Here is a 24884-nt window from a genome sequence, read left to right as displayed (position 1 = left end):
TTCCGGACGCCCGGAGCCCCCGGCGGCGCGGCCCGCCGCCCGGGCGCCGCCCCGCCGCCCCGTCCGCCCGGTCCCGCCGACGCAGCCACGCGTACAGGACCGCCGTGGCCGCGATCGCCGCCAGGTGCTCCCGGCCGGCCAGGTTGTTCTTCAGCAGCACCTCCACCGTCATCGCGACGATCACCGCGGCCGCCGTCGCGTACGCGCGAAAGCGCCAGCCCAGGAACACCGCGAGGCCCACCACCGCCGCCGACGGACCGGTGTCCACCACCAGCGCGTCGGACGCGGGCAGGCCGAACGGGCCGTCGGGGCCGAGGGCCGGCCCCACCCGGGCGTACAGGGTGCCGGCGAGCGTGGCGGTGTAGGCGACGAGGAGGGTGCGCGGCCGGCCGAGGCAGAGCTCCGCGAGCCCGAACACCAGCAGGATCTGCACGAGCGCGCCCCAGACCGGCAGGTCGAGAGCGGGCACGAACAGCGACAGCGGGGTGCGCGACAGGGCGAGCCACAGCGGGTCCTCGGCCCGTACCGCGCCGACGTCCTGCACGGGCTCGTAGCCCCAGGACTGGTTCTGCACGATCTGCGCCAGGGACGTCAGGCACACCGCCGCCAGCGTCAGCGGGACCGCCCGCCACCGCCGCCGCGCCAGCGGGCCGCGCACGGCCACGTACAGGGGCCCCCACTCGGCGCGGGCCCAGCCGGCAAGCCGCTTCACCGCCGGGTCTCCAGGCGGCCCCGGCGTGGGCGGCCCGGCAGGCCGGGCAGTCCGGGCGCCTCCAGGAAGCCCTCGGCGCGCGCCGACGCCACGGCGATGCGCGGCAGGTCCGCGCTCTTCTCGAAGAGCAGGAAACGCGGCTCCCACACGGGCCGGTACTTGGCGTTGGCGCGGTAGAGGGACTCGATCTGCCACCAGCGGGAGAAGAAGCACAGCAGCGACCGCCACAGGCGCAGCACCGGCCCCGCGCCCAGACGGGCGCCCCGTTCGAAGACCGAGCGGAACACCGCGAAGTTCAGCGAGACCTGCGCGATCCCGCTCTCCCGGGCGCGCCGCAGCAGCTCGATGACCATGAACTCGGTCAGCCCGTTGTCGCCGTGGCGGTCGCGCCGCATCAGGTCGAGCGACAGGCCGTGCGGCCCCCACGGCACGAACGAGAGCAGGGCGCGCAGTTCACCGTCGGCGTCGGTGCACTCCAGCATCACGCAACGCCCGTCGCGCGGGTCGCCGAGCCGCCCGAGCGCCATGCTGAACCCGCGCTCGGCGGCCCCGTCGCGCCAGTCGTCGGCCCGCCGCAGCAGGTACGCCATCTCGTCGGCCGGGATGTCCTCATGGCGTCGTACGCGCACGGTGTACCCGGCCCGGCGCACCCGGTTGCACGCCTGCCGGACCGTCCGCATGGCGCGTCCCTCGAGGGTGAACTCGGCGACGTCGACGACGGCCTCGTCCCCGAGCTCCAGCGCGTCCAGCCCGTGCCGGGCGTACACCGTCCCGGCCTCCTCGCTCGCGCCCGTCACCGCCGGGATCCATCCGTGCGCCCGCGCCTCGGCGAGCCACGGCTCGATCGCCCCCGGCCAGGCCTCCGGGTCACCGAGCGGGTCCCCGGAGGCCAGCGACACCCCGCCGACGACGCGGTAGGCGACGGCGGCCTTCCCGGTCGGCGACCAGCACACGCTCTTCTCCCGGCGCAGCGCGAAGTAGCCGAGCGAGTCCCGTTCGCCGTGCCGGTCGAGCAGTTCCCGCAGCCGCTTCTCGTCGTCCTCGGTGAGCGGGTCGACGGCCCGCCGGGAGCGGAAGGCGGCGTACAGGACGGCCAGCAGGAGCGCCGTGCTCAGCACGTTGACGGCGACGTCGACCCAGGTGGGCGGCGCGATCCCGGAGAGGCGCCGGCCGTCCGCGGCGACGGAGACCAGCCGCAGGGCGCCGTAGCGCCAGCGTTCGAGGAACGTGGAGGGCTCCGACGCCCGGTTGGTGACCGTCACGAGCAGCGCGGCCAGCAGCGAGGCGCCCAGCAGCCCGCCCGCGCCGACGGCCGCGGCGAGCCGCGGGTTGGACCGGTCGCCCTTGGCGTAGAACGCGCGCCGCCCGGCCAGCAGCGCCACGACGAACGCGGCGGTCAGCGCGAGGGAGACCCAGTTCTGGGAGTGGCTCCGGATCTCCGGGAACGCCATCGCCAGGGCGAACAACCCGAGGAACGCTCCGCTCAGACCGAGGTTCAGGATCCACGCGGCCCGCTTGCGCCGGCTCATGGTGACGGCGAGGAACGCGGTGAAGAGGCCGGGCGCGAACCCGGCCGTCAGCAGGTACGGGGTGAAGAAGTCCGCCTGGTTGTGCCGCCGTACGTCCTGCCCCAGGGTGACCCACACCGCGCTGAGGAAGTTGACGGACGCGACGACGCGCAGGTACCAGACGGCGAAGGCGGCGGCGCCCCGGGTGTTGCCCATGAGCGGTGATCATATGGGTGCACTTGTGGAAAACCGCTCCTTTCGTGACGGCTGTCCCCTTTGGTGTTCAGTGACCTTCTTCCACCGTTGTCGCCGGTGACGCGGCCGGTTCCGTCGCCGGTTCCGTCGCCGGGTGGGCGTCCCCCGTCCCGGCCGCCTCCGCGACCGCTTCGGACTCTCCCCGCGCGTCCTCCTTCGGGTCCTCCGCGAAGACCTCGGGCTTCTCCGGAAGCTCCGCGGCCAGGGCCGCGGCGGCCCGCACCAGCGGCAGGGCGAGCAGCGCGGCGGCGCCCTCGCCGACCTTCACGCCCTGGTCGAGCAGCGGTTCCAGGGCCATCCGGTCGAGCGCCTTGGCCTGCCCCGGCTCGCCGCTGGTGTGCCCGGCCAGCCACCAGTCCGGCGCCCGGAACGCGACCCGCTGCCCGACGAGCGCACATGCCGCCGCCACGACCCCGTCGAGGACGACCGGCAACTTCCGTACCGCGCACTGGAGCAGAAAGCCCGTCATGGCGGCGAGGTCGGCCCCGCCGACCGTCGCCAGCAGCTGCAACTGGTCGCCGAGCACCGGCCGCGCCCGTCGCAGCGCGTCCCGGACGGCGGCGCACTTGCGCATCCACGCCAGGTCGTCGATCGCCTCCCCGCCGCGCCCGGTCACCACGGACGCGTCGGTCCCGCACAGCGCCGCCACCAGCACGCCCGCGGCCGTCGTCCCGCCGACGCTGACGTCGCCCAGCACGACCAGGTCCGTCCCCGAGTCGGCCTCCTCGTCGGCGACGGCCATGCCCGCCGCGAAGGCCGCCTCGGCCTCCTCCGCCGTCAACGCGTCCTCGATGTCGATGCGGCCGCTGCCGCGCCGCACCCGGTGCCGTACGACGTCCGCCGGGAAGGCGTCCGGATCGCAGTCCAGCGCCATGTCCACGACCCGCACGGGGACGTCGAGGCGGCGGGCGAGCACGGAGACCGGCCGGCCGCCCTCCAGGACCGCCCGCACCAACTCCGCGGCGCTGCCCGCCGGCCGGGCGGAGACGCCGAGCTCGGCCACTCCGTGGTCGCCCGCGAACAGCACCACCCGCGGCCGCACGATCGGTCGCACGGGCGACGAGCCCTGCGCCGCCGCCAGCCACTCACCCAGGTCGTCCAGGCGCCCCAGCGATCCGGGCGGCACGATCTGACGTTCCCGGCGGGCCTCCGCGTCGCGGCGCACACCGCCGTCGGGACGCTCGATCAGATCGGTGAAGTCGTCGAGATTAAGCGAGCTCATTCGCCGAACAGTACCGGCACCGGTCGAACGGTTCCGTTCCCCGTCGCCACCACGCCCGCACGACGTCATTGCACCGGTGGCCGCTATCCCATACGTTCCGTTTTGCCGCATATTGTCCTTGGTTCGTCCCGCCCTCCCGGAGCCGCTCATGCCCGCCAGGCCCGTCCACGAGCCGCGCCGCGACGACTGCCCCTGGTGCGGCTCGGAGAACCTGCGCACCCGGCTGCGCGCACCGGACCTGCGCCACCCCAGGCCGGGCACGTTCGTGGTCGACGAGTGCCGGGACTGCCGGCACGCCTTCCAGAACCCGCGCCTGACCGCCGAGGGCCTGGAGCTCTACGCCGCGCGGGAGGACCACCGGCGGGTCACCCGCGGACGCCTGCGCGCGACGGCCCGCACCATGCTGCCCTTCCCCGAGCCGGAGAGCTGGCTGGACGTCGGGACGGGCGACGCGGCCTTCCCGCAGGCGGCGCGGGAACTGTTCGCCTACACGGCGTTCGACGGGGTGGACCCGGCCCCCGCGGTGCGGTGGGCGCACGCGGCCGGACGGCTCGACGAGGCCCACATGGGACGGCTGACGAACCCCGAGACGCTGTCCCCGCTGCGCGGCCGCTACGACGTCGTCAGCATGCTCCACCACCTGGAGCACACCCGGGACCCGAGGCAGGAGCTCGACGCGGCGCTCACCGCCCTGCGCCCCGGCGGCCATCTGCTCCTCGAACTCCCGGACCCGGCCAGCGCCTTCGCCGCGGTCCTCGGCAAATGGTGGGCCGCCCACGACCAGCCCCGCCACCTCCACCTGATCCCGCAGGCCAACCTGCGGGCCGAACTCGAGGCCCGGGGCTGCCAGATCGTCGTGGCGGACCGCACAAGCCCGCACGCGCCGGGGGACCTGGCGGCCGCGGCCTCGCTCTGCCTGCGCCGGACCCGGCTGCGCGGGGCGGCCGGCCCGCTGGTCGCCCTGGCCGCCGCCCTCGACCACCTCCTTGCCCCGGCCCTGCGCCGCACCCGCTTCTCGAACGCCTACCGGCTCGTCGCCCGCAAACCCTGACCGGGCCGCCGGCGAACCGCACACCCCTGGCCCGCCGACACGACCACCGACCAATGGCACCCCACCCGGACGGCGAAACGTGCCGGGCCGGGACGGCGGCTCGGCGGCGGGCCGCCTGCGCCCGGTCCGTCGCTCGGCGGGCGGTGGGTGGCGGGTGTGCGCGGGCGTTGAGCCGGACGGGCCCGGGGCGGCGGTTCAGCCGCGCAGCACCAGCGCCTGGCCCGCCACCACCAGCACGACCTGCTCGCACTCCGCCGCCACCGCCGCGTTCAGCCGCCCCAGCTCGTCGCGGTAACGCCGTCCCGACGCGGTCGCCGGCACGATGCCCGAACCGACCTCGTTGGAGACCAGGACGACGGTCCGCCGGGCCGCGCGCACGGCGTCCGCCAGCTCCCGCACCCGCGCCCGCAACGCCTTCTCGCCGCCGTCCGCCCACACCGCGTCGTCCCACGCGCCGACCGCGTCCATCACGTCCGTCAGCCACAGCGACAGACAGTCGATCAGCAGCGGCGCCCCGTCCTGCGACAGCAGCGGGACGAGGTCGCAGGTCTCCGTCGTCCGCCAGGAGCCCGGCCGCCGCTCCCGGTGCGCGGACACCCGGGACGCCCACTCGGTGTCGCCGCCGCGCGTCCCGCCGGTGGCCACGTACAGCACGTCCGGGAAGGACTCCAGCCGCCGTTCGGCCTCCACCGACTTGCCCGACCGGGCCCCGCCCAGCACCAGCGTCCGCCGCGGCACGTCGGGCACGTCCTCGTACACCCCCACCGTCAGCGTCGCCCCGTCCGGCACCGCCCGCGCTCCGGCCGCCGCGAGCCGCCGGCCGAGCTCCGCGCCGGGCGGCACGTCGTGATCCAGGTGGACGGCGAGCACGTCCGTGGTCGGCCCCACCGCGCCGACCGCCCGCAGCTTCGCCAGCGCGTCGGGCCGCCCCACCACGTCCAGGAGGACCATGTCGTAGCGCCCGGCGTGCTCCGACCCCTCCTCCAGGCCGGCCGGCGCGCCCCGGGGCGGCAGATACAGCAGGCGCTGCCCGTCGGGCCCGGTCACCGCGTACCCGGTGCCCGGCGCGTCCATCGCCACCGCCCGCACCCGATGCCCCGTCAGCGGCGCCAACTCCCGCCCGTCCGGCACCCGGCCGGGCTGCGGCAGGCCGGCCGGCACCTCCACCGGCGGACCGTCGTGCGGATGCGTGAGCAGCACCTGGCCCACCCCGGACAGCGAGTGCCCCGCCCGCGCGGCCGCGAAGGCCGCGCCCGGCGTGAGGTCGAGCAGCAGGGCCCCGTCCACCAGCAACGCGGTCGCCGCCCGCGCGTGCGCGCCGAGCGAGGTCGCGCACACGGCGCAGGAGCAGTCGGGGCGGGGCAGTCCCGCGGGGGCGCCGGTACCGAGCAGAGTGACTTCCACGGAGCTGATTTTCGCGCGTCCGACCTGGTCCCGCGCATCCGGCCCGCGCCGGCCTGGAGCGTACGGGATCCCGCGTATCCGGCACGGGCCGCCGGACAGGCCCTAGGCTCAGAGCGGAAGCCGGACCTGGATCCGGCTTCCGCTCTGCACGTGGTCACAGCTGGGAGGCGTACATGGCGGCATGGACGTGGCGGTTCGAGAAGGCCGACGGGACGGAGGTCCAACCCGCGGTGCAGCCCGACGAGTTCACCACGCAGGGGGACGCCGAGTCCTGGATCGGGGAAGTCTGGAAGGACCTTCTCGAAGGCGGCGCGGACCAGGTGCGGCTCTTCGAGGAGTCCACCGAGATCTACGGCCCGATGAGCCTGCACGCGAACGAGGCGTAGCCCTGCGGCGGGGCGGCCGGACCACGGCCGTCCCGCCGCCCTTCACCCCGTCGTGCGGCGGGCGGCCGTTCACCCGAACGAGCGGAACACGTCCGCTCAGCCGCGCACCTCACCCTGCCGGGCACCCGACTCGGTCGGGCACTCCGTCAGCCGGGCACCCGGCTCAGCCGCGCACACCGCACAGATGCAGCAGCGCCGCGACCCGCCGGTAGGGGTCCGTCCGTCCGGCCCGCTCCTCGGCGGAGAGCAGCCGCTCGAGGTCGCCGGGGATCTCCGCGTCGTCCGCGGCCGTGTCCGTGAAGACCCGCACGCCGTACCAGGCCTGCAGCGGCGCCCCGATCCCGGCGAGCGTGTCGGTCAGCGTCGCCAGCCGGTCCGCCCGGACGTCCAGGCCCAGCCGGTTCCGGTAGGAGACGGTGTCGAAGGACCCCAGCGCGCCCGCCCAGTCCCCGGCCAGCCCCGCCCGCATGGCCAGCGCGTCCGCGTTGCGCACCAGCAGCGACAGCAGCCCGCCGGGAGCCAGCATCCGCGCCAGCCCCGCCAGCAGGGCGTCCGGCTCCTCCACGTACATGAGCACGCCGTGGCAGAGCACCACGTCGAAGCTGCCGGGCAGGAAGTGCACCCCGGTGTCCCGGCCGTCGCCCTCGATGATCCGCATTCGCTCCCGGATGCCCTCGGGCTCGCCCTTGAGGGCCTCGCGGGCCGCGGCGACCATGGCCGCGTCCTGTTCCAGCCCGGTCACCTGGTGACCGAGCCGGGCCAGCCGCAGCGCCTGCGTGCCCTGCCCCATCCCGACGTCGAGGACCCGCAACCGCTGCCCCACGGGATAGCGCCCCGCCATCTGCTCGTCGAGCTGCCGGGCCACCAGCTCCTGACGTACGACGTCACGCAGCCCGCCCAGCCTGCTCAGCCAGGCCTCGGCCGCTCCCCCGGAGAAAGCCGCAGTGCTCAGAGCTGCGCTCCACGCTTGACCTGCGGCTTGGGCAGCCGCAGCCGGCGCATCTGCAGCGAGCGCATCAGCGCGTAGGCGACCGCGCCCCGCCGGTTCTGCTCGGGGAAGCGCTCGGTCAGCCGCTTGCGCAGCCGGAAGCCGGTGGTGAGCGAGTCCAGCACGATCAGGACGATCACGACCAGCCACAGCAGCAGCGCGATGGTCTGCAACGAGCCCACCCGCACCATGCTCAGCACGAGGATGACCACGGCCATCGGCAGGAAGAACTCCGCCACGTTGAACCGCGCGTCGATGAAGTCGCGCGCGAACTTGCGGACGGGGCCCTTGTCGCGGACCGGCAGATAGCGCTCGTCGCCGCCGGCCAGCGCCTGGCGCTGCCGTTCCATCTGGGCGCGGCGCTCGTCGCGCTGCCGCTTGGCGGCGTCCTTGCGCGACGTCGAGGTGTTGGCGACGCTGCGGCGCTGGGTCTGGGCCTCACTGCGCTTGGGCGTGGGCCTGCCCTTCTTCGCCTGAGGGTCACGGGGCTGCTTGGAGTCGGTCACCACCGCGTCAGCGGGGGCCTTCTCTTCCTTGGCACGGCTACGGAACACAAAACCCAAGGGTAAGCGCTCCCGGGCATGGACCCCAGCCCGGAGGGGAACGATCCGGCAACACCAGTCGTCTGTAGAAGGGACAGACCGGGCGAGAACGAGGAAGAGGGGCGAAGGGCGGCGCGTCGCGCACCCTGACGGTCACCTACTCCTCACGCCGGAGCCCGGACCCCGTCAGTCGTCCTTGGGGAGGAGCGCATCCGCCCCCGAACAGTGCGTCAATGGAGGCAGGGCCCGTACTGTGGGTTCTGTCGCAGACCTGAGAGCCGGAGTCCGTCAGAAGGGGGCGCGCGAAGCCCATGAGCGGTGTCATGAAGCGTATGGGGATGATCTTCCGCGCGAAGGCGAACAAGGCCCTTGACCGGGCCGAGGACCCGCGCGAAACCCTCGACTACTCGTACCAGAAGCAGCTGGAGCTCCTGCAGAAGGTCCGCCGCGGCGTCGCCGACGTCGCCACCTCGCGCAAGCGGCTGGAACTCCAGCTGAACCAGCTCCAGTCGCAGTCCTCCAAGCTGGAGGACCAGGGCCGCAAGGCGCTCGCGCTCGGCCGTGAGGACCTCGCCCGCGAGGCACTCTCCCGCCGCGCGGCGCTCCAGCAGCAGGTCACCGACCTGGAGACGCAGCACTCCACGCTCCAGGGCGAGGAGGAGAAGCTCACTCTCGCGGCCCAGCGCCTGCAGGCCAAGGTGGACGCCTTCCGTACGAAGAAGGAGACCATCAAGGCCACCTACACCGCCGCGCAGGCCCAGACCCGCATCGGCGAGGCCTTCTCCGGCATCTCCGAGGAGATGGGCGACGTCGGCCTGGCCATCCAGCGCGCCGAGGACAAGACCGCCCAGCTCCAGGCCCGGGCCGGCGCCCTCGACGAGCTCCTCGCCTCCGGCGCCCTGGACGACCCGACGGGCATCGCGAGGGACGACATCCAGACCGAGCTGGACCGGCTCTCCGGTGGTACGGATGTAGAGCTGGAACTGCAGCGCATGAAGGCCGAACTCGCCGGAGGCCCGTCCGCCGGCCAGCAGGCCATCGAGGGCGGCACGGGCCGGCCGCAGTCCCAGCAGCAGCCGCAGGACACCCCGCGCTTCGACAAGCAGTAGCCCGGCGCCGGGGCCCGGAGCCGAGGAGGGCGACGTGATCGTACGGATCATGGGGGAGGGCCAGTGGAAACTGGCCGACTCCCACTTCGTCGAACTGAACAAGCTGGACGACGACCTCCTCGCGGAGATGGAGAGCGGCGACGAGGACGGCTTCCACCGCACCCTCGGCGCCCTCCTGGACGCCGTACGCCGCCTGGGCGCCCCCCTGCCGGACGAGGCACTGGAACCCTCCGAGCTCATCCTCCCGGCGCCGGACGCGAGCCTGGAGGAGGTCCGGGACATGCTGAGCGACGACGGCCTGATCCCGGGATGACACCGACGGCCTCCCGGCGCCGGTCACGGCAGCTCAGCCCGTCCGGCGGCTGAGCACGAGGCCCGTTCGGGGCCGACAGCGGGGTCTGGGGGCGGCAGCCCCCAGCCAGGCGAGGAAAGCGACGGCAACCAGAAAGTGACCCTCCTTTCCCGGGCCGAGTGCCGACTCAGGGCCCATCCCCTGGCTCTCGACGCCTCCCTCGCCGCGGGCGTCCTCCTCTGCATGCTCGCCGGCTCCCTCGTCGACCCGCACGGCGAGCACAGCGTCAGCTGGAGCATCCGCACACCGGACCTGCTCAGCCTCCTGCTCATGGCCCTCGGCGCGGCCGCGCTCGTCCTGCGCCGCCGCGCCCCCATGACGGTCCTCGTCCTCACCGGCGCGGCGTCCGTGGCCGAGTCCGTCACCGGGGACCCGCGCGCCCCCGTGGCGATGTCCGCCGTCGTCGCCCTCTTCACCGTCGCCGCCACCACCGACCGCCCCACCACCCTGCGGGCCGGCCTGCTCACCATGACGGTCCTCACCGGCGCGGCCATGCTCGCCGGTCCGCTGCCCTGGTACGCCCAGGACAACCTCGGGATCCTCGCCTGGACGGGCATCGGCGCCACCGCCGGCGACGCGGTCCGCAGCCGCCGGGCGGCCGTCCAGGCCATCCGGGACCGCGCCGAGCGGGCGGAGCTCACCCGGGAGGAGGAGGCCCGCCGCAGGGTCGCCGAGGAGCGGCTGCGCATCGCCCGCGACCTGCACGACGTCGTCGCCCACCACATCGCCCTGGTCAACGTCCAGGCCGGGGTCGCCGCGCACGTCATGGACAAGCGGCCGGACCAGGCCAAGGAGGCCCTCGCGCACGTCCGCGAGGCCAGCCGCTCCGCGCTCAACGAGCTGCGGGCCACGGTGGGACTGCTGCGCCAGTCCGGGGACCCGGAGGCCCCCACCGAGCCCGCTCCCGGCCTGGACCGCCTCGACGAGCTCGCCGGCACCTTCCGCAGCGCCGGCCTCCCGGTCGAGGTGGCCCGCGCCGACCACGAGACCAAGCTCCCGGCCGCCGTCGGCCTGGCCGCCTACCGGGTCATCCAGGAAGCCCTCACCAACGTCCAAAAGCACGCCGGAGCGGGGGCGAAGGCCGAGGTCAGCGTCGTACGGGTGGGTCCCAACATCGAGGTCACGGTCCTCGACGACGGGCAGCCCGCGGACGACGCCTCCCCGGCGGCGGGCAGCGGCCACGGTCTGCTGGGCATGCGTGAACGCGTAACGGCCCTGCGCGGCACCCTCACCACCGGCCCCCGCTACGGCGGCGGCTACCGCGTCCACGTGATCCTGCCGGTCAAGCCCCGTACCGGCGCCGCCGAGCCGGAGACCCGCCCCGCCGCGAGCAGCGCCGAGGAGCCCGCGGCCGGGCAGACCCCGCCCGGCCGGGCGGCGGCTGCGGCGCGGTGCCGCACCCCGCAGCCCCGTCCTGCCGAGCCCCGCACCGCAGAGGATCCCGTATGACCATCCGCGTCCTGCTCGCCGACGATCAGGCGCTGCTGCGCAGTGCCTTCCGCGTGCTCGTCGACTCGGAGCCCGACATGGAGGTCGTCGGTGAGGCGTCCGACGGCGCGGAGGCGGTCCGGCTGGCCAAGGAGGGGCCCGTCGACGTCGTCCTGATGGACATCCGCATGCCCGGCACGGACGGCCTCGCCGCGACCCGGCTGATCAGCGCCGACCCCGCCCTCGGCCATGTCCGGGTGGTCATCCTGACGACCTTCGAGGTGGACGACTACGTCGTGCGGTCGCTGCGGGCCGGGGCCTCCGGCTTCCTCGGCAAGGGCAGCGAGCCCGAGGAGCTCCTGAGCGCCATCCGGATCGCCGCGGGCGGCGAGGCGCTGCTCTCGCCCACCGCCACCAAGGGCCTGATCGCCCGCTTCCTCGCCCAGGGCGGCGCGGACGACGACCACGACCCCGCCCGTGCCGCCCGGCTCGGCGCGCTCACCGTGCGCGAGCGCGAGGTCCTCGTGCTGGTCGCCGGCGGCCACTCCAACGACGAGATCGCCGAACGGCTGGAGGTCAGCCCGCTCACGGTCAAGACGCACGTGAACCGGGCCATGGCGAAACTGGGCGCGCGCGACCGGGCGCAGCTCGTGGTGATCGCCTACGAGTCGGGCCTGGTGCGCCCGAGGGCGGAGTGAGGGCGGCGTCCTCGGCCCGTGACGGATGACGCCCTTTCCCCGGGTCTGCGTCCCCTGAGGCTTTCCTTATGCTGGCACCTCAACGATCTGCGCGAGAGGGGGACAGGAGCGGTGCCGCTGAACAAGGACGACCCGAAGGCGCTCGGCGGATACCGGATCGTCGACCGGCTCGGGGCCGGAGGCATGGGCGTCGTCTACCGCGGCCGGTCCCGCTCGGGTCGCGAGGTCGCCGTCAAGGTGGTCCACGCCCAGTACGCCGAGGACCCGGTCTTCCGCGCCCGCTTCCGGCAGGAGATCGAGGCCGTCCGCAAGGTGAGCGGCGCCTTCACCGCCCCGGTCGTGGACGCCGACCCGGAGGCCGTCCGGCCGTGGATGGCCACGCAGTACGTGTCGGGCCCCACGCTCGCCGCCCGCATTCGCGACCACGGCCCGCTGCGCGGCGCGGAACTGCGCCGGCTCGCCCTCGGCCTGGTGGAGGCGCTGCGGGAGATCCACCGGGCCGGTGTCGTCCACCGCGACCTCAAGCCCGGGAACGTCCTGATGGCCCACGACGGGCCCCGCGTCATCGACTTCGGGATCTCCCGGGCGGCGGAGAACCAGACGCTCACCGAGACCGGCAAGATGATCGGCACCCCGCCGTTCATGTCGCCCGAGCAGTTCACGGACGCCCGCTCGGTCGGCCCCGCCTCGGACGTGTTCTCCCTCGGCGCGCTGCTGGTGTTCGCCGCGACCGGGCGCGGCCCCTTCGACGCGGACAGCCCGTATCTGACCGCCTGGCGGGTGCTGCAGGAGGAGCCGAAGGTGGAGGCGGTGGCCGAGCCGCTGCGCTCGGTCCTGACCCGATGTCTGGCCAAGGACGCCGAGAGCCGGCCGGGTCTCGAGGAGCTGGCCGAGGAGTTCGCGCGGGTGCTGCCCGGGCCCTCGGCGGGAGACATGGAGACGGTGACCCTGCGGCTGCCGCCGGCCGCGACGGGCGACGAACCGGGCCGCCCCGCCGCGGGGCCCCGCCCCGGCCGCCGCTCCCGGCTGCGCCGGTGGCCGGTCCTGGCCGGGACGGCGGGCGTCCTCGCCCTGGCGGTCGCCGGCTACCTGCTGCTCGACGTCGACCCCTTCGGCAGGACCGAGGAGTCGGGCAGCACGACCGGCGGCCCGGCCGTCAGCTGGGCCCCCCTGCCCAAAGGCTGGAAGCCCTGGCAGACCTCGGTGTACGGCGCCGCCGCGACCGGGGTGAAGAAGCCGCTGGGCGGCGGAGCACCCGACGGCGCCTCCCTGTCCTGCGCCATGGGCAAGAGCGCCCTGTACTGCGGCGGCGACGGCACCCTCCCGGTCCGGGTGGACGGGGCGACCGGCCGGCTCGCCTGGCGCGCCGAGTCCCTGCCGCCGGGCCTGCCACAGGCGAGGGTCAACAGCAGGGTCCTCGGGGTGCACGACGGTGTGCTGCTCGTGTCGGAGTTCGTGATGAACAAGGCGGGCGACGACCAGAGCGCCACCGCACTCGCCCTCGACACCGCCACCGGCAAGCTGCTCTGGTCGCGCCCGCTGCGCGGGACGGGTGCCATCACTTCCGCGATCGTCGGCGATCTCGCGCTGACCTCCGACGGCGGCTATCGCGTGACCGCCCGGGAACTGCGCGGCGGCGCCGCGCGCTGGACGGCCACCGTGCCTGTCGGGCCCGGCTACTCCTGTGAGTTCCAGGACGCCGGCGGCGTCCCGTATGCGGACTGCACCGACGCGGGCCTGCCGTCGCGCAACGTGTTCTACGCCGTGGATCCCGCCGACGGCTCGACCCGGAAGGTGAGCGTGCCGGACGGCGAGGTCGACTACGTCGGTGCCGCCGACGGCGACCTGGTCTTCGTGGCGCAGGTCCCGCGGGACCAGCGCAGCTTCGACGAGACGGCGTACGGCGAGGTCCTGCTGGTCGACCCGGACACCGGCGCGGTACGCAGGACGAAGCTGCCCGGCAGCCCGCGCGGGCAGGCGGCGCTGGTGGGCGGGGTGCTCTGCTTCGCCAACTCCCGAGGGCAGCTGGTCGCCCACTCGCCCGAGACGGGCAAGCAGCTGTGGCAGACCTCGACGACCCTTCAGCAGCCCGGCACGCCCGTCGCCGACGGACAGGGTCGGGCGGTGTTCGCGGCCAGCGCCTCCGGACGGGTCGCCGCCGTCGACATCGGGACGGGCGAGCTGCTGTGGGAGTCCACCGCGAGGGCCGGGCAGGTCGTCGACTTCGGCTATGCCGCGGCGCGTGTGTTCTTCGACGAGGGCGCCCTGGTCGTGCTCAGCCCCGACGGGACCGTTTTCACGCTGGATCCCGGTCACCCCGACCAGGAACCGCAGTCGGGGTGATCCGGCGATCCCTCGACCGGGTGATCGGGTGATCGGGGTCGGCCGCGGTCCGGCTACGGCAGGGCCAGCATCCGCTCCAGTGCCAGCTTTGCGAACTCCTCGGTCTCCCGGTCGACCTCGATGCGGTTGACCAGCTTGCCGTCGGCCAGCGACTCGAGGGTCCACACCAGGTGGGGGAGGTCGATGCGGTTCATGGTCGAGCAGAAGCAGACCGTCTTGTCCAGGAAGACGATCTCCTTGCCCTCGGGTGCGAAGCGGTTCGCCAGGCGGCGGACCAGGTTCAGCTCGGTGCCGATGGCCCACTTGGACCCGGCCGGGGCGGCCTCCAGCGCCTTGATGATGTACTCCGTCGAGCCGACGTAGTCCGCCGCGGCCACGACCTCGTGCCGGCACTCGGGGTGCACGAGCACGTTGACGCCGGGTATCCGGGCGCGGACGTCGTCGACCGACTCCAGGCTGAAGCGGCCGTGCACCGAGCAGTGGCCGCGCCACAGGATCATCTTCGCGTCGCGCAGCTGCTCGGCGGTCAGCCCGCCGTTCGGCCTGTGCGGGTTGTAGACGACGCAGTCCTCGAGGGACATGCCCATGTCGCGGACGGCGGTGTTGCGGCCGAGGTGCTGGTCCGGCAGGAAGAGCACCTTCTCGCCCTGCTCGAAGGCCCACTCCAGGGCCCGCTCGGCGTTCGAGGACGTGCAGATGGTGCCGCCGTGCCTCCCCGTGAACGCCTTGATGTCCGCGGACGAGTTCATGTACGACACGGGCACGACCTGCTCGGCTATGCCGGCCTCGGTCAGCACGTCCCAGCACTCGGCGACCTGCTCGGCGGTGGCCATGTCGGCCATCGAGCAGCCGGCGGCGAGGTCGGGCAGGACCACCTTCTGGTCGTCCGACGTCAGGATGTCGGCGGACTCGGCCATGAAGTGCACACCGCAGAAGACGATGTACTCGGCCTCCGGACGGGCTGCCGCGTCCCGGGCCAGCTTGAAGGAGTCGCCCGTGACGTCGGCGAACTGGATGACCTCGTCGCGCTGGTAGTGGTGGCCGAGCACGAAGACCTTGTCACCGAGCTTCTCCTTGGCGGCGCGGGCGCGCTCGACCAGGTCCGGGTCGGAGGGGGAGGGCAGGTCGCCGGGGCACTCGACGCCCCGCTCGCTCTTCGGGTCGGCCTCACGGCCGAGCAGCAACAGGGCGAGCGGAGTCGGCTGTACGTCGAGCTCCGTGGGCTGGGCGGTGGTCACGACACGCACCCTTTCTACTTTTCGTCGAATTGACGTTATCTATCATAACCCGCCTCCCCTTACTTTCACGACGGTCATTGCGTCGATGTGACGTGAATCCCGAAACGCGGACCGCCGTGGAGCCGACCGGACGCCGACGTCCTGCCCGCGTCACCCCGGTGCCGGTCCGAAGGGCGCTGTCCGCTCCACCGCGGGTGTGCGAGCATGAAAGGCAAGAAGAGGAAAGAAACGGAAACGCGAGTCCTCGGCCCCGGAATGAATCCGAGGCCCCGACGGTTGGAAACGTCGGCAAGCAGTCTCCGTACAACCCGGGAGAGATGTAGATGTCCGTATCGGACGAGAAGACCACTGTCAGCGACGGCATCCTCCTGTCCGACGCCGCTGCGGCGAAGGTCAAGGCCCTGCTCGACCAGGAAGGCCGCGACGACCTGGCGCTGCGCGTCGCCGTTCAGCCCGGCGGCTGCTCCGGCCTGCGCTACCAGCTCTTCTTCGACGAGCGCTCGCTCGACGGCGACGTGGTCAAGGACTTCGACGGCGTCAAGGTGGTCACCGACCGCATGAGCGCCCCGTACCTGGGCGGCGCCTCCATCGACTTCGTCGACACCATCGAGAAGCAGGGCTTCACGATCGACAACCCGAACGCGACGGGTTCCTGCGCCTGCGGCGACTCCTTCAGCTAGGACGTCGTCGGTTCCGCGGCGAACCGCAGCCGAGCCACGCGAAGGCGGCGGCCCCCTCCGGGGGGACCGCCGCCTTCGTGCTGCGCTCTGCCCGGGACGTCCGGGACGTCCGGTCTTCGGAGTCCGGTCCGGGACGTCCGCGACGTCAGGTCCGGGGCCGCTCCGTCTGCGGCCTGCCGTTGGGGCGCCGGTTCCGTCCCGAGACCCCTCCCGAGGGGCTACCGGGTCTGCGGAAGCCGGGCCCCCGGCTTCTCCAGCGGGACGCCCGCGCCGTCGGAGCCGACCACCTTCCGGGCGCCCAGCGGTTCGTCCAGCCGCACGACCTGGTGGTACTCCTTGGCGATCATGATGCAGACCTTGTCCGGCCAGGGCGTCTGCGTGACGGTGACCTTCACCTCGTCCTCGGTCTCCGTCGCCGTCGCCTTGTAGTCGGCGCACACCCCGCCGGTGAAGCCGACGGTCAGCTCCCGGCCCTCGGCGGAGTAGCCGTCCACCCGTACGTCACGGGTTCCCGAGGAGCCGGTCGGCCGCGGAGTGGGGGTCGGCGTCGTGGCGGACTTGAGATACGCCGGCTCGACGGCCGGCTGCGCCACGGTGTACCCGTCCGCTCCCCCCGCTGCCTTCACGGCGAACAGCCAGGACGGCACGAGGACCTGCCGGCCGCCGGAGGTGTGCGGCGCCAGCCCGAGCACCGCGTCCTCCACGGTCGCCGTCCGCTGCTTCGGAGCGGACGGCGAAGTGCCGCACGGGCTCTCCAGCCGGTCCTTCAGCGGCACCGGGCTGGCACAGCCGCCTATGCCCATCCGGTGGCCGGTCCCCGGCGCGGCGTTCAGGGCGTCCAGCGCCTCCTGCGCGCTCACCAGGGGATACGTGTCGCCCTTCGCGGGCGCTTCCAGCTGCCCGTTCCCGGCGACGACCTCGCCCTGCGCGTTGACGCTGATCCCGGTCGTCCAGCTGTAGGTGGGCAGCCCGCCGACCACCGGGTCGGCGTTCACCATGCGCTGCGCGCCCATGGTCAGGCTCGCGTCCACCTTGGCGTCGTCCTGCCCGAGCGCCTTCAGGATCGGCGCGGCCGCCTTCTTCGCGGCGGCCTCGCTCACCGGCTCGTCGGTGGCCGGGGCCGGGGACTGGACGCACGTGTCGCTGAGCGCGGTGCAGTTGTCGGTGCCCGGGGCGTACCGGGTGAAGGTCCACATGCCGGGTGCCTGCCGGTTGACCCGCAGCGCCGGGCCGGAGCTGTCGCCGGCGCCGATCCGCCAGGCCTCGCCGTCGGCCACCGGCGTGCCGTCGACCCCCAGCGCCTTCGCCAGCCGGGCTGCCTCGTCCGCGGCGACCTCGCCCTTCGCCCAGTACACGGGCGCGGAGCCGGGACCGTCGGGCAGGGTGCCCGCCGCGTGGTAGGTCACCCCGTAGGGGTTGGGCTCGCCGGGCGCGATGCCGTTCGCAGAGCCCTGGGAGGCTCCCGTGCCCGCGGTGTGGTCGTCCAGGGCGAGGGCGGTGGGGGAGCCGTCACCGGAGGGCGATCCCGCACCGGAGCCGCCCGAGCCGCCCGACGCGCCGGCGGTCAGATAGGCGCCGCCGCCGCCCACCAGCAGCACGGCAGCCGCGACGGAGGCGATGAGCAGGGGGGAGCGGCGCCGAGGTCCGGGAACGCGCCCCCCGCCGCCCACAGCGCCGACGACGGGCTCGACGCGACCGTCGCCGCCGGCATCGCCGCGACCGGCGTCCGCAGCCACCGGCCCGTCCGAAACGGCGTCCTCGCCGCCGACCCCGGCCCGTTCCGAGCCACCGGCCTCCAGCGAGCCACCGGCGTCCAGCGAGCCACCGGCGTCCGGTGAGTCACCCGGGCCGCCCGAGTCGGCGGCCTCCTGCGGGGCATCGGCCTCGCCCAGGTCGGAGTCCTTCGGTGAGGCATCGGCCTTCTGCTGGGCATCGGCTGCCTGGGAGGCGCCGAGTTCGCGCGCAGCGTCGGTTTCCCGCGAGGCCGGGGTCCGCCGCAGGGCACCGGGTTCGTCGAAGGCACCCGGCTCACCCGGCGCAGCAGCCTCCTTCGCAGCGCCGACCCCGTCCGGCCGGTCGGCCACGGCCGAATCGCCGGCCTCGTCCGTCTCGTAGGTCACGTCCGCGCCGTCGGCCTCCCGCCGGACGCCGGATGCCGCCGCCACCTCGTCCGAAGTCGCGACCTCGTCCGAAGCGGCGGGCTCGGCCTTCTCCGACCCCGTCTTGTCGACCTCGGCTGTCGCGGGCTCCGCCTCCGGCCGCCCGGCCTCGCGGGGGCGCGCCTGTTCGGCGTCCTGCGCCCGCGCGGCGTCCTCGGCCTGTGCCTCCGCCTCGGCGGAAGACGTCTTCTCCGGCTTCTCCGGCTTGCGCGCGGCGTCGTCGTTCTCGGGTCGCTCGGTGTTCACCGCATCGCTCCTTCGGCTGCCCTGCTGTCGTACCCCGCATCCCCTTCACGGGGGACGCCGGTGGGACGCGACGGGGGAGCGCACGGTTCCCTTCCGCGCGCCGTACCGAAGGAAATATCGGGGATCACTCCGGAGGGCACCCCGGAGTGGCCCGAGTGGCAGGTCCTAGTTGCCGTAGTCCGGCATCGCCTCCAGCAGCCGCGCCGACGTCGCGGGAACGTCCACGCCGTGGATGAGTGACGGGGAGACGGGGCGAGAAGTGATCTTCTCCGGGGCGGCCCAGTGCGGAGCCATCCGCGCGCAGTCACCGCGCAGCGACGCGAGGTCGCCGTCGAGTTCGGCCGGAGCGGGGGCAAGGACCTTGAGGTTCGTCATACTCGAACGGTATGCACGCCGTGGCCCGCGAAGAAAGATCTACTATCGGGTAGTTTCCGCTGCTTCAGTGGCGCGAGCCGACCGGGTAGCGTGAACTGTCAATCCCCCTCCCCTCAGGAGAGTCCACGCCGTGCGCATCGCAGTCACCGGCTCCATCGCGACAGACCACCTCATGACGTTCCCCGGCCGCTTCGCCGATCAGCTCGTGGCGGACCGTCTCCACACGGTCTCGCTCTCCTTCCTGGTCGACAACCTGGACGTGCGCCGGGGCGGCGTGGGCGCGAACGTCGCCTTCGGCATGGGACAGCTCGGCACCCGCCCGATCCTGGTCGGCGCGGCGGGCGCGGACTTCGACGAGTACCGGGCCTGGCTCGACCGGCACGGCGTCGACACCGCCTCGGTCCGCATCTCGGAGACCCTGCACACCGCCCGCTTCGTGTGCACCACCGACGCCGACCACAACCAGATCGGCTCGTTCTACACGGGCGCGATGAGCGAGGCCCGGCTGATCGAGCTGAAGACCGTCGCCGACCGCGTGGGCAGCCTCGACCTGGTCCTGATCGGCGCCGACGACCCGGAGGCCATGCTCCGGCACACCGAGGAGTGCCGGTCCCGCGCGATCCCCTTCGCCGCCGACTTCTCCCAGCAGATCGCCCGTATGAACGGCGACGAGATCCGGATACTGCTGGAGGACGCCTCGTACCTCTTCTCCAACGAGTACGAGAAGGGCCTCATCGAGTCGAAGACGGGCTGGTCGGACGCCGAGATCCTGGCCAAGGTCGGCCACCGCGTGACCACCCTCGGCGCGCGCGGCGTCCGCATCGAGCGGGCCGGCGAGGACCCGATCGAGGTCGGCTGCCCGGAGGAGGAGGCCAAGGTCGACCCCACCGGCGTCGGCGACGCGTTCCGCGCCGGTTTCCTCTCCGGCCTCGCCTGGGGCGTCTCCCATGAGCGCGCCGCCCAGATCGGCTGCATGCTCGCCACCCTGGTGATCGAGACGGTCGGCACCCAGGAGTACCAGTTGCGCCGCGCCCACTTCATGGAGCGCTTCACCAAGGCCTACGGCGACGAGGCGGGCGCCGAGGTCCGCAAGCACCTGGCCTGACACAGGCACCGGACCCCGGCTCGACTCAGGCCCAGGCACCGGACCCCGGCTCGACTCAGGCCCAGGCACCGGACCTGGCCCGACTCAGGCCCAGGCACCGGACCCCGGCCCGACTCGGACCTGGCCCGGCTCAGGACAGCCGGCGGACCACGTAGGCAGAGCCTCGGTCCGCCGGCTCCTCACCGGCGTACTCCTGCCCCCGCATCTCGCACCACGCGGGGATGTCGAGCCGGGCCGCCTCGTCGTCGGACAGCACCCGCACCGTGCCGCCCACCGGCACTTCCCCGATGACCTTCGCCAGCTCGATGACCGGGATCGGGCACCGCCTGCCCAGCGCGTCCACCACGAGCGCGTCCACCGCCGGCGCGTCCCCGGCGGGCGGGATCTCCCGCGGATCCGCCGGCCCGGGCAGGGGCGCGCCGAGCTTCTCCCGTACCGCGGCCACGGCCCCCGGCAGCACGTCGAGGAACCGCTCCACCTCGTCCGGGGCCGTTCCCGCCGGCAACGAGACCCGCACATTTCCCTCACTCAGCACCCCCATGGCCCGCAGCACATGGCTGGGCGTCAGCGTGCTGCTGGTGCAGGACGACCCGGACGAGACCGAGAAGCCCTCCCGGTCCAGCTCGTGCAGCAGCGCCTCCCCGTCCACGTACAGACAGGAGAAGGTGACGATCCCGGGCAGCCGCCGCTCCGCGTCCCCGACGACCTCCACCTCCGGGACGACGGCCGGCACCCGCGCGCGGATCCGCGCCGTCAGCTCTCGCAGCCGGTCCGCCTCGGCCGCCGCCTGAGCCCGCACCGCGCGCAGCGAGGCCGCCGCGGCCACGATCGCCGGAAGGTTCTCGAACCCTGCCGCCCGCCCCGACTCCCGCTCGTCCAGGGGCCCTTGCGGAGCGAACCGGACGCCCTTGCGCACGACGAGCAGCCCGACGCCCGAGGGCCCGCCCCATTTGTGCGCGCTCGCCGCCAGCAGCGACCAGGGGCCCGCCACGGCCGCCCACCCCAGCGACTGGGCGGCGTCCACCAGCAACGGCACCCCCGCCTCCCGGCACAGCTCGGCCACCGCCGCCACCGGCTGCTCGGTGCCCACCTCGTGGTTGGCCGACTGCAGACAGGCCAGCGCGGTGTCGGAGCGCAGGGCGTCGGCGTACGACTCGACGGCGACGGCACCGGTCCGCGTCACCGGCGTCCGGGTCACCACCCCGCCCTCCGCCTCGAACACCTCTGCCGAATGGAGTACCGAGGAGTGTTCGACGGCTGACACGATCAGGTGACGTCCGACCCGCCGACGACCCGCCAGAGCGCCCGCGATCCCGGAGTGCACGGCCCGCGTCCCGGAGGACGTGAACACCAGCTCGTCCGGCCGGCAGCCGACGGACTCGGCCGCCGCCTCCCGTGCCGCGTCCAGCAGCATCCGGGCCCGGCGGCCCTCCCGGTACAGCCGGGCGGGATCCGCCCAGCCCTCGTCGAGCGAGGCCGACAGGGCCTGACGGGCGACGGGATGGAGCGGGGCGGCGGAAGCAGCATCGAAGTAGGCCACGCCCCAACGGTAAAGCGCCGGTGAGAGTGCCATGCCGGAGGAGCGGGACCGTTCCGGTACGCCGGCTCCGACGCGCGGGCGCGAGCGGGGCACAGCCGGGCCGCAGCCGTCGTACAAGCCGCATTGACGAGCTATGGGGCGCTATCAGGCGCCCCTCCCACCCCTTCGGGGTGACCGGCGGCGCGTATGCCACCCTCCCCGCGACCCCCTGGAGGGCGTCGGCTAGGGTTTGGTCCGCATAAACATCCAAACCCCTGCCCGACGCAGGGCGGCGACCGACCAGCGAGAAGGCAGGCCGCAGCCAACCGCGCGGGCGAGACTCTCGGGAAGGCGCTACGTGAGTCCCAACGGCTCCGACCGCTCGCCGCGGCGCCCGATGCGGCGGAAGCTGCTGCAGGCAATGACCGCGGGCCTGGTCCTGGCGACCGCCACCGGTTGCACATACAAGGACTTCCCCCGCCTTGGTATGCCCACCCCGGTCACAGAAGAGGCTCCGCGGATCCTCTCCCTGTGGCAGGGCTCCTGGGCTGCCGCGCTGGCCACCGGCGTGCTGGTGTGGGGCCTGATCCTGTGGAGTGCTTTCTTCCACCGGCGCAGCCGCACAAAGGTCGAAGTTCCTCCACAGACCAGGTACAACATGCCCATCGAGGCGCTGTACACGGTCGTCCCCATCATCATCGTCTCGGTGCTGTTCTACTTCACGGCCCGTGACGAGTCGAAGCTGCTGAGCCTCGACAAGAAGCCCGACGTCACGGTCAACGTGGTCGGCTTCCAGTGGAGCTGGTGCTTCAACTACATCGAGAACGTCGACGGTTCCAACGGGGACGCGAAGACCGACAAGAAGCTGGCCGCGATCCCGGACCGGTACAAGAAGGACTTCCCGGCCGACGCGGGCGGCGTCTACACCTGCGGCACCCCCGGTGAGCGGAACCCGCAGACCCACAACCCGGGTCCGACCCTCTGGCTCCCCAAGGGCAAGACGGTCCGTTTCGTCCTCACCTCGCGGGACGTCATCCACTCCTTCTGGGTGGTGCCGTTCCTGATGAAGCAGGACGTCATCCCGGGCCACACCAACTCCTTCCAGGTGACCCCCAACCGCGAGGGCACCTTCATGGGCAAGTGTGCCGAGCTGTGCGGCGTCGACCACTCCCGGATGCTCTTCAACGTGAAGGTCGTCTCTCCGGAGCGCTACGAGCAGCACCTGAAGGACATCGCCAAGAACGGGCAGACCGGTTACGTTCCGGCCGGCATCGAGCAAACGAGCCCCGAGAAGAACCGGGAGTCGAACGTCCTGTGAGCATCCTCAACGAACCCCAGGGTGCCTCCGCAGCTGAGGACTCGTACGAGAACGAGCTGCCGGTCAGGCGCCGGCAGCCCGGCAACGTCGTGGTGAAGTGGCTGACGACCACCGACCACAAGACCATCGGTACCTTGTACCTGGTCACGTCGTTCGCGTTCTTCTGCATCGGCGGCGTCATGGCGCTTCTCATGCGCGCCGAGCTCGCCCGACCGGGCCTGCAGATCATGTCGAACGAACAGTTCAACCAGGCGTTCACGATGCACGGCACGATCATGCTGCTGATGTTCGCGACGCCGCTGTTCGCCGGCTTCACGAACTGGATCATGCCGCTGCAGATCGGCGCGCCCGACGTGGCGTTCCCGCGGCTGAACATGTTCGCCTACTGGCTCTACCTGTTCGGCTCGACCATCGCCGTGGGCGGCTTCCTCACCCCGCAGGGTGCGGCCGACTTCGGCTGGTTCGCCTACTCCCCGCTGTCGGACGCGGTCCGCTCGCCGGGCATCGGCGCCGACCTGTGGATCATGGGTCTGGCCTTCTCCGGCTTCGGCACCATCCTCGGCGCGGTCAACTTCATCACCACGATCATCTGCATGCGCGCACCCGGCATGACGATGTTCCGCATGCCGATCTTCACCTGGAACGTGCTGCTGACCGCGGTCCTGGTCCTGCTGGCCTTCCCCGTCCTCGCCGCCGCGCTGTTTGCGCTGGAGGCGGATCGGAAATTCGGGGCACATGTCTTCGACGCGGCCAACGGCGGCGCGTTGCTGTGGCAGCACCTCTTCTGGTTCTTCGGCCATCCAGAGGTGTACATCATCGCCCTGCCGTTCTTCGGCATCATCTCCGAGGTCATCCCGGTCTTCTCCCGCAAGCCGATGTTCGGCTACATGGGCCTGATCGCCGCGACGATCTCGATCGCGGGCCTCTCCGTGACGGTGTGGGCGCACCACATGTACGTCACCGGCGGCGTGCTGCTTCCGTTCTTCTCCTTCATGACGTTCCTCATCGCCGTCCCGACCGGCGTGAAGTTCTTCAACTGGATCGGAACGATGTGGAAGGGCTCGCTGTCCTTCGAGACGCCGATGCTGTGGGCGACGGGCTTCCTCATCACCTTCACCTTCGGTGGTCTGACCGGCGTCATCCTGGCCTCGCCGCCGATGGACTTCCACGTCTCCGACTCGTACTTCGTGGTGGCGCACTTCCACTACGTCGTCTTCGGCACGGTCGTCTTCGCGATGTTCTCCGGCTTCCACTTCTGGTGGCCGAAGATGACGGGCAAGATGCTCGACGAGCGGCTCGGCAAGATCACGTTCTGGACGCTGTTCATCGGCTTCCACGGCACCTTCCTGGTCCAGCACTGGCTGGGCGCCGAGGGCATGCCGCGTCGTTACGCGGACTACCTCGCGGCCGACGGGTTCACCGCCCTGAACACGATCTCGACGATCAGCTCGTTCGTCCTCGGTCTGTCCGTGCTGCCGTTCTTCTACAACGTGTGGAAGACCGCCAAGTACGGCAAGCCGGTCGGCGTCGACGACCCGTGGGGCTACGGCCGCTCCCTGGAGTGGGCCACCTCCTGCCCGCCGCCGCGCCACAACTTCCTCACCCTGCCGCGGATCCGCAGCGAATCCCCGGCGTTCGACCTGCACCACCCGGAGATCGCCGCGCTCGAGCAGCTCGAGCACGCCGGTCACGGTGCCGGCGCCATCGCGGGCAGCAAGGAGGCCGGCAAGTGAAGATCCAGGGCAAGATGTTCGTCTGGCTGAGCGTCTTCGTCCTCGCCATGGCGGTCGTCTATGGCGTGTGGTCGAAGGAGCCGGCCGGTACCACGGCGCTCTTCCTGGCCTTCGGCCTGTGCATCATGATCGGCTTCTACCTGGGCTTCACCGCCCGACGGGTCGACGCGGGCGCGCAGGACAACAAGGAGGCGGACGTCGCGGACGACGCCGGCGAGCTGGGCTTCTTCAGCCCGCACAGCTGGCAGCCGCTGTCGCTCGCCGTCGGCGGCGCCCTGGCCTTCCTCGGTGTCGCGGTCGGCTGGTGGCTGCTCTACTTCTCCGTCCCGATGATCATGATCGGTCTGTGGGGCTGGGTCTTCGAGTACTACCGCGGTGAGAACCGCACCCAGTAACACGCGCTGAACGCGGCGTGAGCCCGGACACTCCGTCAGGAGGGTCCGGGCTCACGCTTTTGCCGTAGCGGGCGTGCTCCGTCCGGGTCACTCGGCGCGCCGCCGCCGGGGCGGCTCC

21 protein-coding genes and 1 pseudogene are annotated in these 24884 nt (G+C 72.8%); 12 read left to right on the top strand and 10 right to left on the bottom strand.

Annotated features, from left to right (window positions below; genetic code table 11):
• Nucleotides 1-37: 37 nt before the first annotated feature.
• The 3 genes and pseudogenes from QF032_RS11655 to cobT all read right to left on the bottom strand — a co-directional run.
• Nucleotides 38-712, bottom strand: a pseudogene (locus QF032_RS11655) (hypothetical protein); the annotation flags it as partial.
• Nucleotides 709-2436 carry a phosphatidylglycerol lysyltransferase domain-containing protein gene (locus tag QF032_RS11650; protein WP_307042117.1) on the bottom strand — a complete coding sequence of 576 codons (1728 nt, stop codon included), beginning with the start codon at nt 2434-2436 and terminating at the stop codon, nt 709-711. The pseudogene QF032_RS11655 and the gene QF032_RS11650, both read right to left, overlap by 4 nt.
• Nucleotides 2437-2503: 67 nt before the next feature.
• Nucleotides 2504-3697 (bottom strand): nicotinate-nucleotide--dimethylbenzimidazole phosphoribosyltransferase, encoded by a 1194-nt coding sequence (gene cobT / locus QF032_RS11645; protein WP_307042115.1) that lies wholly within the window; start codon nt 3695-3697, stop codon nt 2504-2506.
• 148 nt (nt 3698-3845) lie between these two features.
• Here cobT and QF032_RS11640 point away from each other — a divergent pair, with 148 nt between their 5' ends.
• Complete coding sequence (locus QF032_RS11640; protein WP_306953009.1) at nt 3846-4748, top strand: class I SAM-dependent methyltransferase; 903 nt, start codon at nt 3846-3848, stop codon at nt 4746-4748.
• A 195-nt stretch (nt 4749-4943) separates the two neighbouring features.
• Here QF032_RS11640 and QF032_RS11635 read toward each other — a convergent pair whose 3' ends face one another.
• The gene (locus QF032_RS11635) at nt 4944-6152 is read right to left on the bottom strand and encodes a bifunctional adenosylcobinamide kinase/adenosylcobinamide-phosphate guanylyltransferase (protein WP_307042113.1); all 1209 of its coding nucleotides are present in this window, start codon (nt 6150-6152) and stop codon (nt 4944-4946) included.
• 173 nt (nt 6153-6325) lie between these two features.
• Between QF032_RS11635 and QF032_RS11630 the strand changes: the two genes are divergently transcribed.
• Complete coding sequence (locus tag QF032_RS11630) at nt 6326-6538, top strand: hypothetical protein (protein ID WP_306953011.1); 213 nt, start codon at nt 6326-6328, stop codon at nt 6536-6538.
• Nucleotides 6539-6701: 163 nt separating this feature from the next.
• Here the strand turns inward: QF032_RS11630 and QF032_RS11625 are convergent, their stop codons facing one another.
• Both QF032_RS11625 and QF032_RS11620 read right to left on the bottom strand, forming a co-directional pair.
• A complete protein-coding gene (locus QF032_RS11625) occupies nt 6702-7403 on the bottom strand; it encodes a class I SAM-dependent methyltransferase (RefSeq protein ID WP_307055948.1) in 702 nt (233 codons plus the stop codon).
• A gap of 83 nt (nt 7404-7486) precedes the next feature.
• Nucleotides 7487-8080, bottom strand: coding sequence for a DUF3043 domain-containing protein (locus QF032_RS11620; protein WP_306953013.1), 594 nt, complete (start codon nt 8078-8080; stop codon nt 7487-7489).
• Between the two features lie 299 nt (nt 8081-8379).
• On the opposite strand from QF032_RS11620, the gene QF032_RS11615 reads away from it, so the two are divergent.
• The 5 genes from QF032_RS11615 to QF032_RS11595 all read left to right on the top strand — a co-directional run bounded on the left by QF032_RS11615 (nt 8380) and on the right by QF032_RS11595 (nt 13998).
• A complete protein-coding gene (locus QF032_RS11615; protein ID WP_306953014.1) occupies nt 8380-9177 on the top strand; it encodes a PspA/IM30 family protein in 798 nt (265 codons plus the stop codon).
• Nucleotides 9178-9211: 34 nt separating this feature from the next.
• The gene (gene pspAA / locus QF032_RS11610) at nt 9212-9490 is read left to right on the top strand and encodes a PspA-associated protein PspAA (protein WP_307055947.1); all 279 of its coding nucleotides are present in this window, start codon (nt 9212-9214) and stop codon (nt 9488-9490) included.
• Nucleotides 9491-9625: 135 nt separating this feature from the next.
• Nucleotides 9626-10978: a sensor histidine kinase gene (locus QF032_RS11605; protein ID WP_307055946.1), complete on the top strand. Its 1353-nt coding sequence runs from the start codon at nt 9626-9628 to the stop codon at nt 10976-10978.
• On the top strand, nt 10975-11655 hold the full coding sequence (locus QF032_RS11600; protein ID WP_307042107.1) for a response regulator: 681 nt from the start codon (nt 10975-10977) through the stop codon (nt 11653-11655). The genes QF032_RS11605 and QF032_RS11600 overlap by 4 nt, the downstream gene beginning before the upstream one ends.
• Before the next feature lie 111 nt (nt 11656-11766).
• Complete coding sequence (locus QF032_RS11595; protein WP_307055945.1) at nt 11767-13998, top strand: protein kinase domain-containing protein; 2232 nt, start codon at nt 11767-11769, stop codon at nt 13996-13998.
• A 53-nt stretch (nt 13999-14051) separates the two neighbouring features.
• Here the strand turns inward: QF032_RS11595 and nadA are convergent, their stop codons facing one another.
• Nucleotides 14052-15236 carry a quinolinate synthase NadA gene (gene nadA / locus QF032_RS11590; RefSeq protein WP_307042103.1) on the bottom strand — a complete coding sequence of 395 codons (1185 nt, stop codon included), beginning with the start codon at nt 15234-15236 and terminating at the stop codon, nt 14052-14054.
• A gap of 323 nt (nt 15237-15559) precedes the next feature.
• On the opposite strand from nadA, the gene QF032_RS11585 reads away from it, so the two are divergent.
• On the top strand, nt 15560-15916 hold the full coding sequence (locus QF032_RS11585) for a HesB/IscA family protein (protein WP_018848827.1): 357 nt from the start codon (nt 15560-15562) through the stop codon (nt 15914-15916).
• Nucleotides 15917-16134: 218 nt separating this feature from the next.
• Here QF032_RS11585 and QF032_RS11580 read toward each other — a convergent pair whose 3' ends face one another.
• Together QF032_RS11580 and QF032_RS11575 are read right to left on the bottom strand one after the other, a co-directional pair.
• Complete coding sequence (locus QF032_RS11580) at nt 16135-18321, bottom strand: hypothetical protein (protein ID WP_373430322.1); 2187 nt, start codon at nt 18319-18321, stop codon at nt 16135-16137.
• A 165-nt stretch (nt 18322-18486) separates the two neighbouring features.
• Nucleotides 18487-18696 carry a hypothetical protein gene (locus QF032_RS11575; RefSeq protein ID WP_306953026.1) on the bottom strand — a complete coding sequence of 70 codons (210 nt, stop codon included), beginning with the start codon at nt 18694-18696 and terminating at the stop codon, nt 18487-18489.
• Between the two features lie 130 nt (nt 18697-18826).
• Between QF032_RS11575 and QF032_RS11570 the strand changes: the two genes are divergently transcribed.
• The gene (locus QF032_RS11570; protein ID WP_307055944.1) at nt 18827-19801 is read left to right on the top strand and encodes a carbohydrate kinase family protein; all 975 of its coding nucleotides are present in this window, start codon (nt 18827-18829) and stop codon (nt 19799-19801) included.
• Between the two features lie 130 nt (nt 19802-19931).
• Here the strand turns inward: QF032_RS11570 and QF032_RS11565 are convergent, their stop codons facing one another.
• Entirely contained in the window at nt 19932-21341 is a 1410-nt protein-coding gene (locus tag QF032_RS11565; RefSeq protein ID WP_307042098.1) for a cysteine desulfurase/sulfurtransferase TusA family protein, read from the bottom strand.
• 337 nt (nt 21342-21678) lie between these two features.
• Between QF032_RS11565 and ctaC the strand changes: the two genes are divergently transcribed.
• From ctaC to QF032_RS11550, 3 genes are read left to right on the top strand one after another with little or no spacing between them, the layout of a single operon-like run.
• Complete coding sequence (ctaC, locus tag QF032_RS11560; RefSeq protein ID WP_306953030.1) at nt 21679-22638, top strand: aa3-type cytochrome oxidase subunit II; 960 nt, start codon at nt 21679-21681, stop codon at nt 22636-22638.
• The gene (gene ctaD, locus QF032_RS11555; protein WP_306953031.1) at nt 22635-24371 is read left to right on the top strand and encodes an aa3-type cytochrome oxidase subunit I; all 1737 of its coding nucleotides are present in this window, start codon (nt 22635-22637) and stop codon (nt 24369-24371) included. Before ctaC ends, ctaD begins: the two co-directional genes overlap by 4 nt.
• Entirely contained in the window at nt 24368-24766 is a 399-nt protein-coding gene (locus QF032_RS11550; protein ID WP_306953033.1) for a cytochrome c oxidase subunit 4, read from the top strand. Before ctaD ends, QF032_RS11550 begins: the two co-directional genes overlap by 4 nt.
• The last annotated feature ends 118 nt before the right edge of the window (nt 24767-24884 follow it).

The organism is Streptomyces achromogenes, from assembly GCF_030816715.1.
In the GTDB taxonomy this organism is placed as follows: Bacteria; Actinomycetota; Actinomycetes; order Streptomycetales; family Streptomycetaceae; genus Streptomyces; species Streptomyces achromogenes_A.
Note: the sequence above shows the minus strand (reverse complement) of the source record. Positions and strands in the feature narration are given on the sequence as shown.

Excerpts from the sequence above, each read along its gene's own strand:
- QF032_RS11650 (WP_307042117.1), bottom strand. The coding sequence starts at position 2,436 with ATGGGCAACACCCGGGGCGCCGCCGCCTTCGCCGTCTGGTACCTGCGC.
- cobT (WP_307042115.1), bottom strand. The coding sequence starts at position 3,697 with ATGAGCTCGCTTAATCTCGACGACTTCACCGATCTGATCGAGCGTCCC.
- QF032_RS11640 (WP_306953009.1), top strand. The coding sequence starts at position 3,846 with ATGCCCGCCAGGCCCGTCCACGAGCCGCGCCGCGACGACTGCCCCTGG.
- QF032_RS11630 (WP_306953011.1), top strand. The coding sequence starts at position 6,326 with ATGGCGGCATGGACGTGGCGGTTCGAGAAGGCCGACGGGACGGAGGTC.
- QF032_RS11615 (WP_306953014.1), top strand. The coding sequence starts at position 8,380 with ATGAGCGGTGTCATGAAGCGTATGGGGATGATCTTCCGCGCGAAGGCG.
- QF032_RS11600 (WP_307042107.1), top strand. The coding sequence starts at position 10,975 with ATGACCATCCGCGTCCTGCTCGCCGACGATCAGGCGCTGCTGCGCAGT.
- QF032_RS11585 (WP_018848827.1), top strand. The coding sequence starts at position 15,560 with ATGTCCGTATCGGACGAGAAGACCACTGTCAGCGACGGCATCCTCCTG.
- QF032_RS11575 (WP_306953026.1), bottom strand. The coding sequence starts at position 18,696 with ATGACGAACCTCAAGGTCCTTGCCCCCGCTCCGGCCGAACTCGACGGC.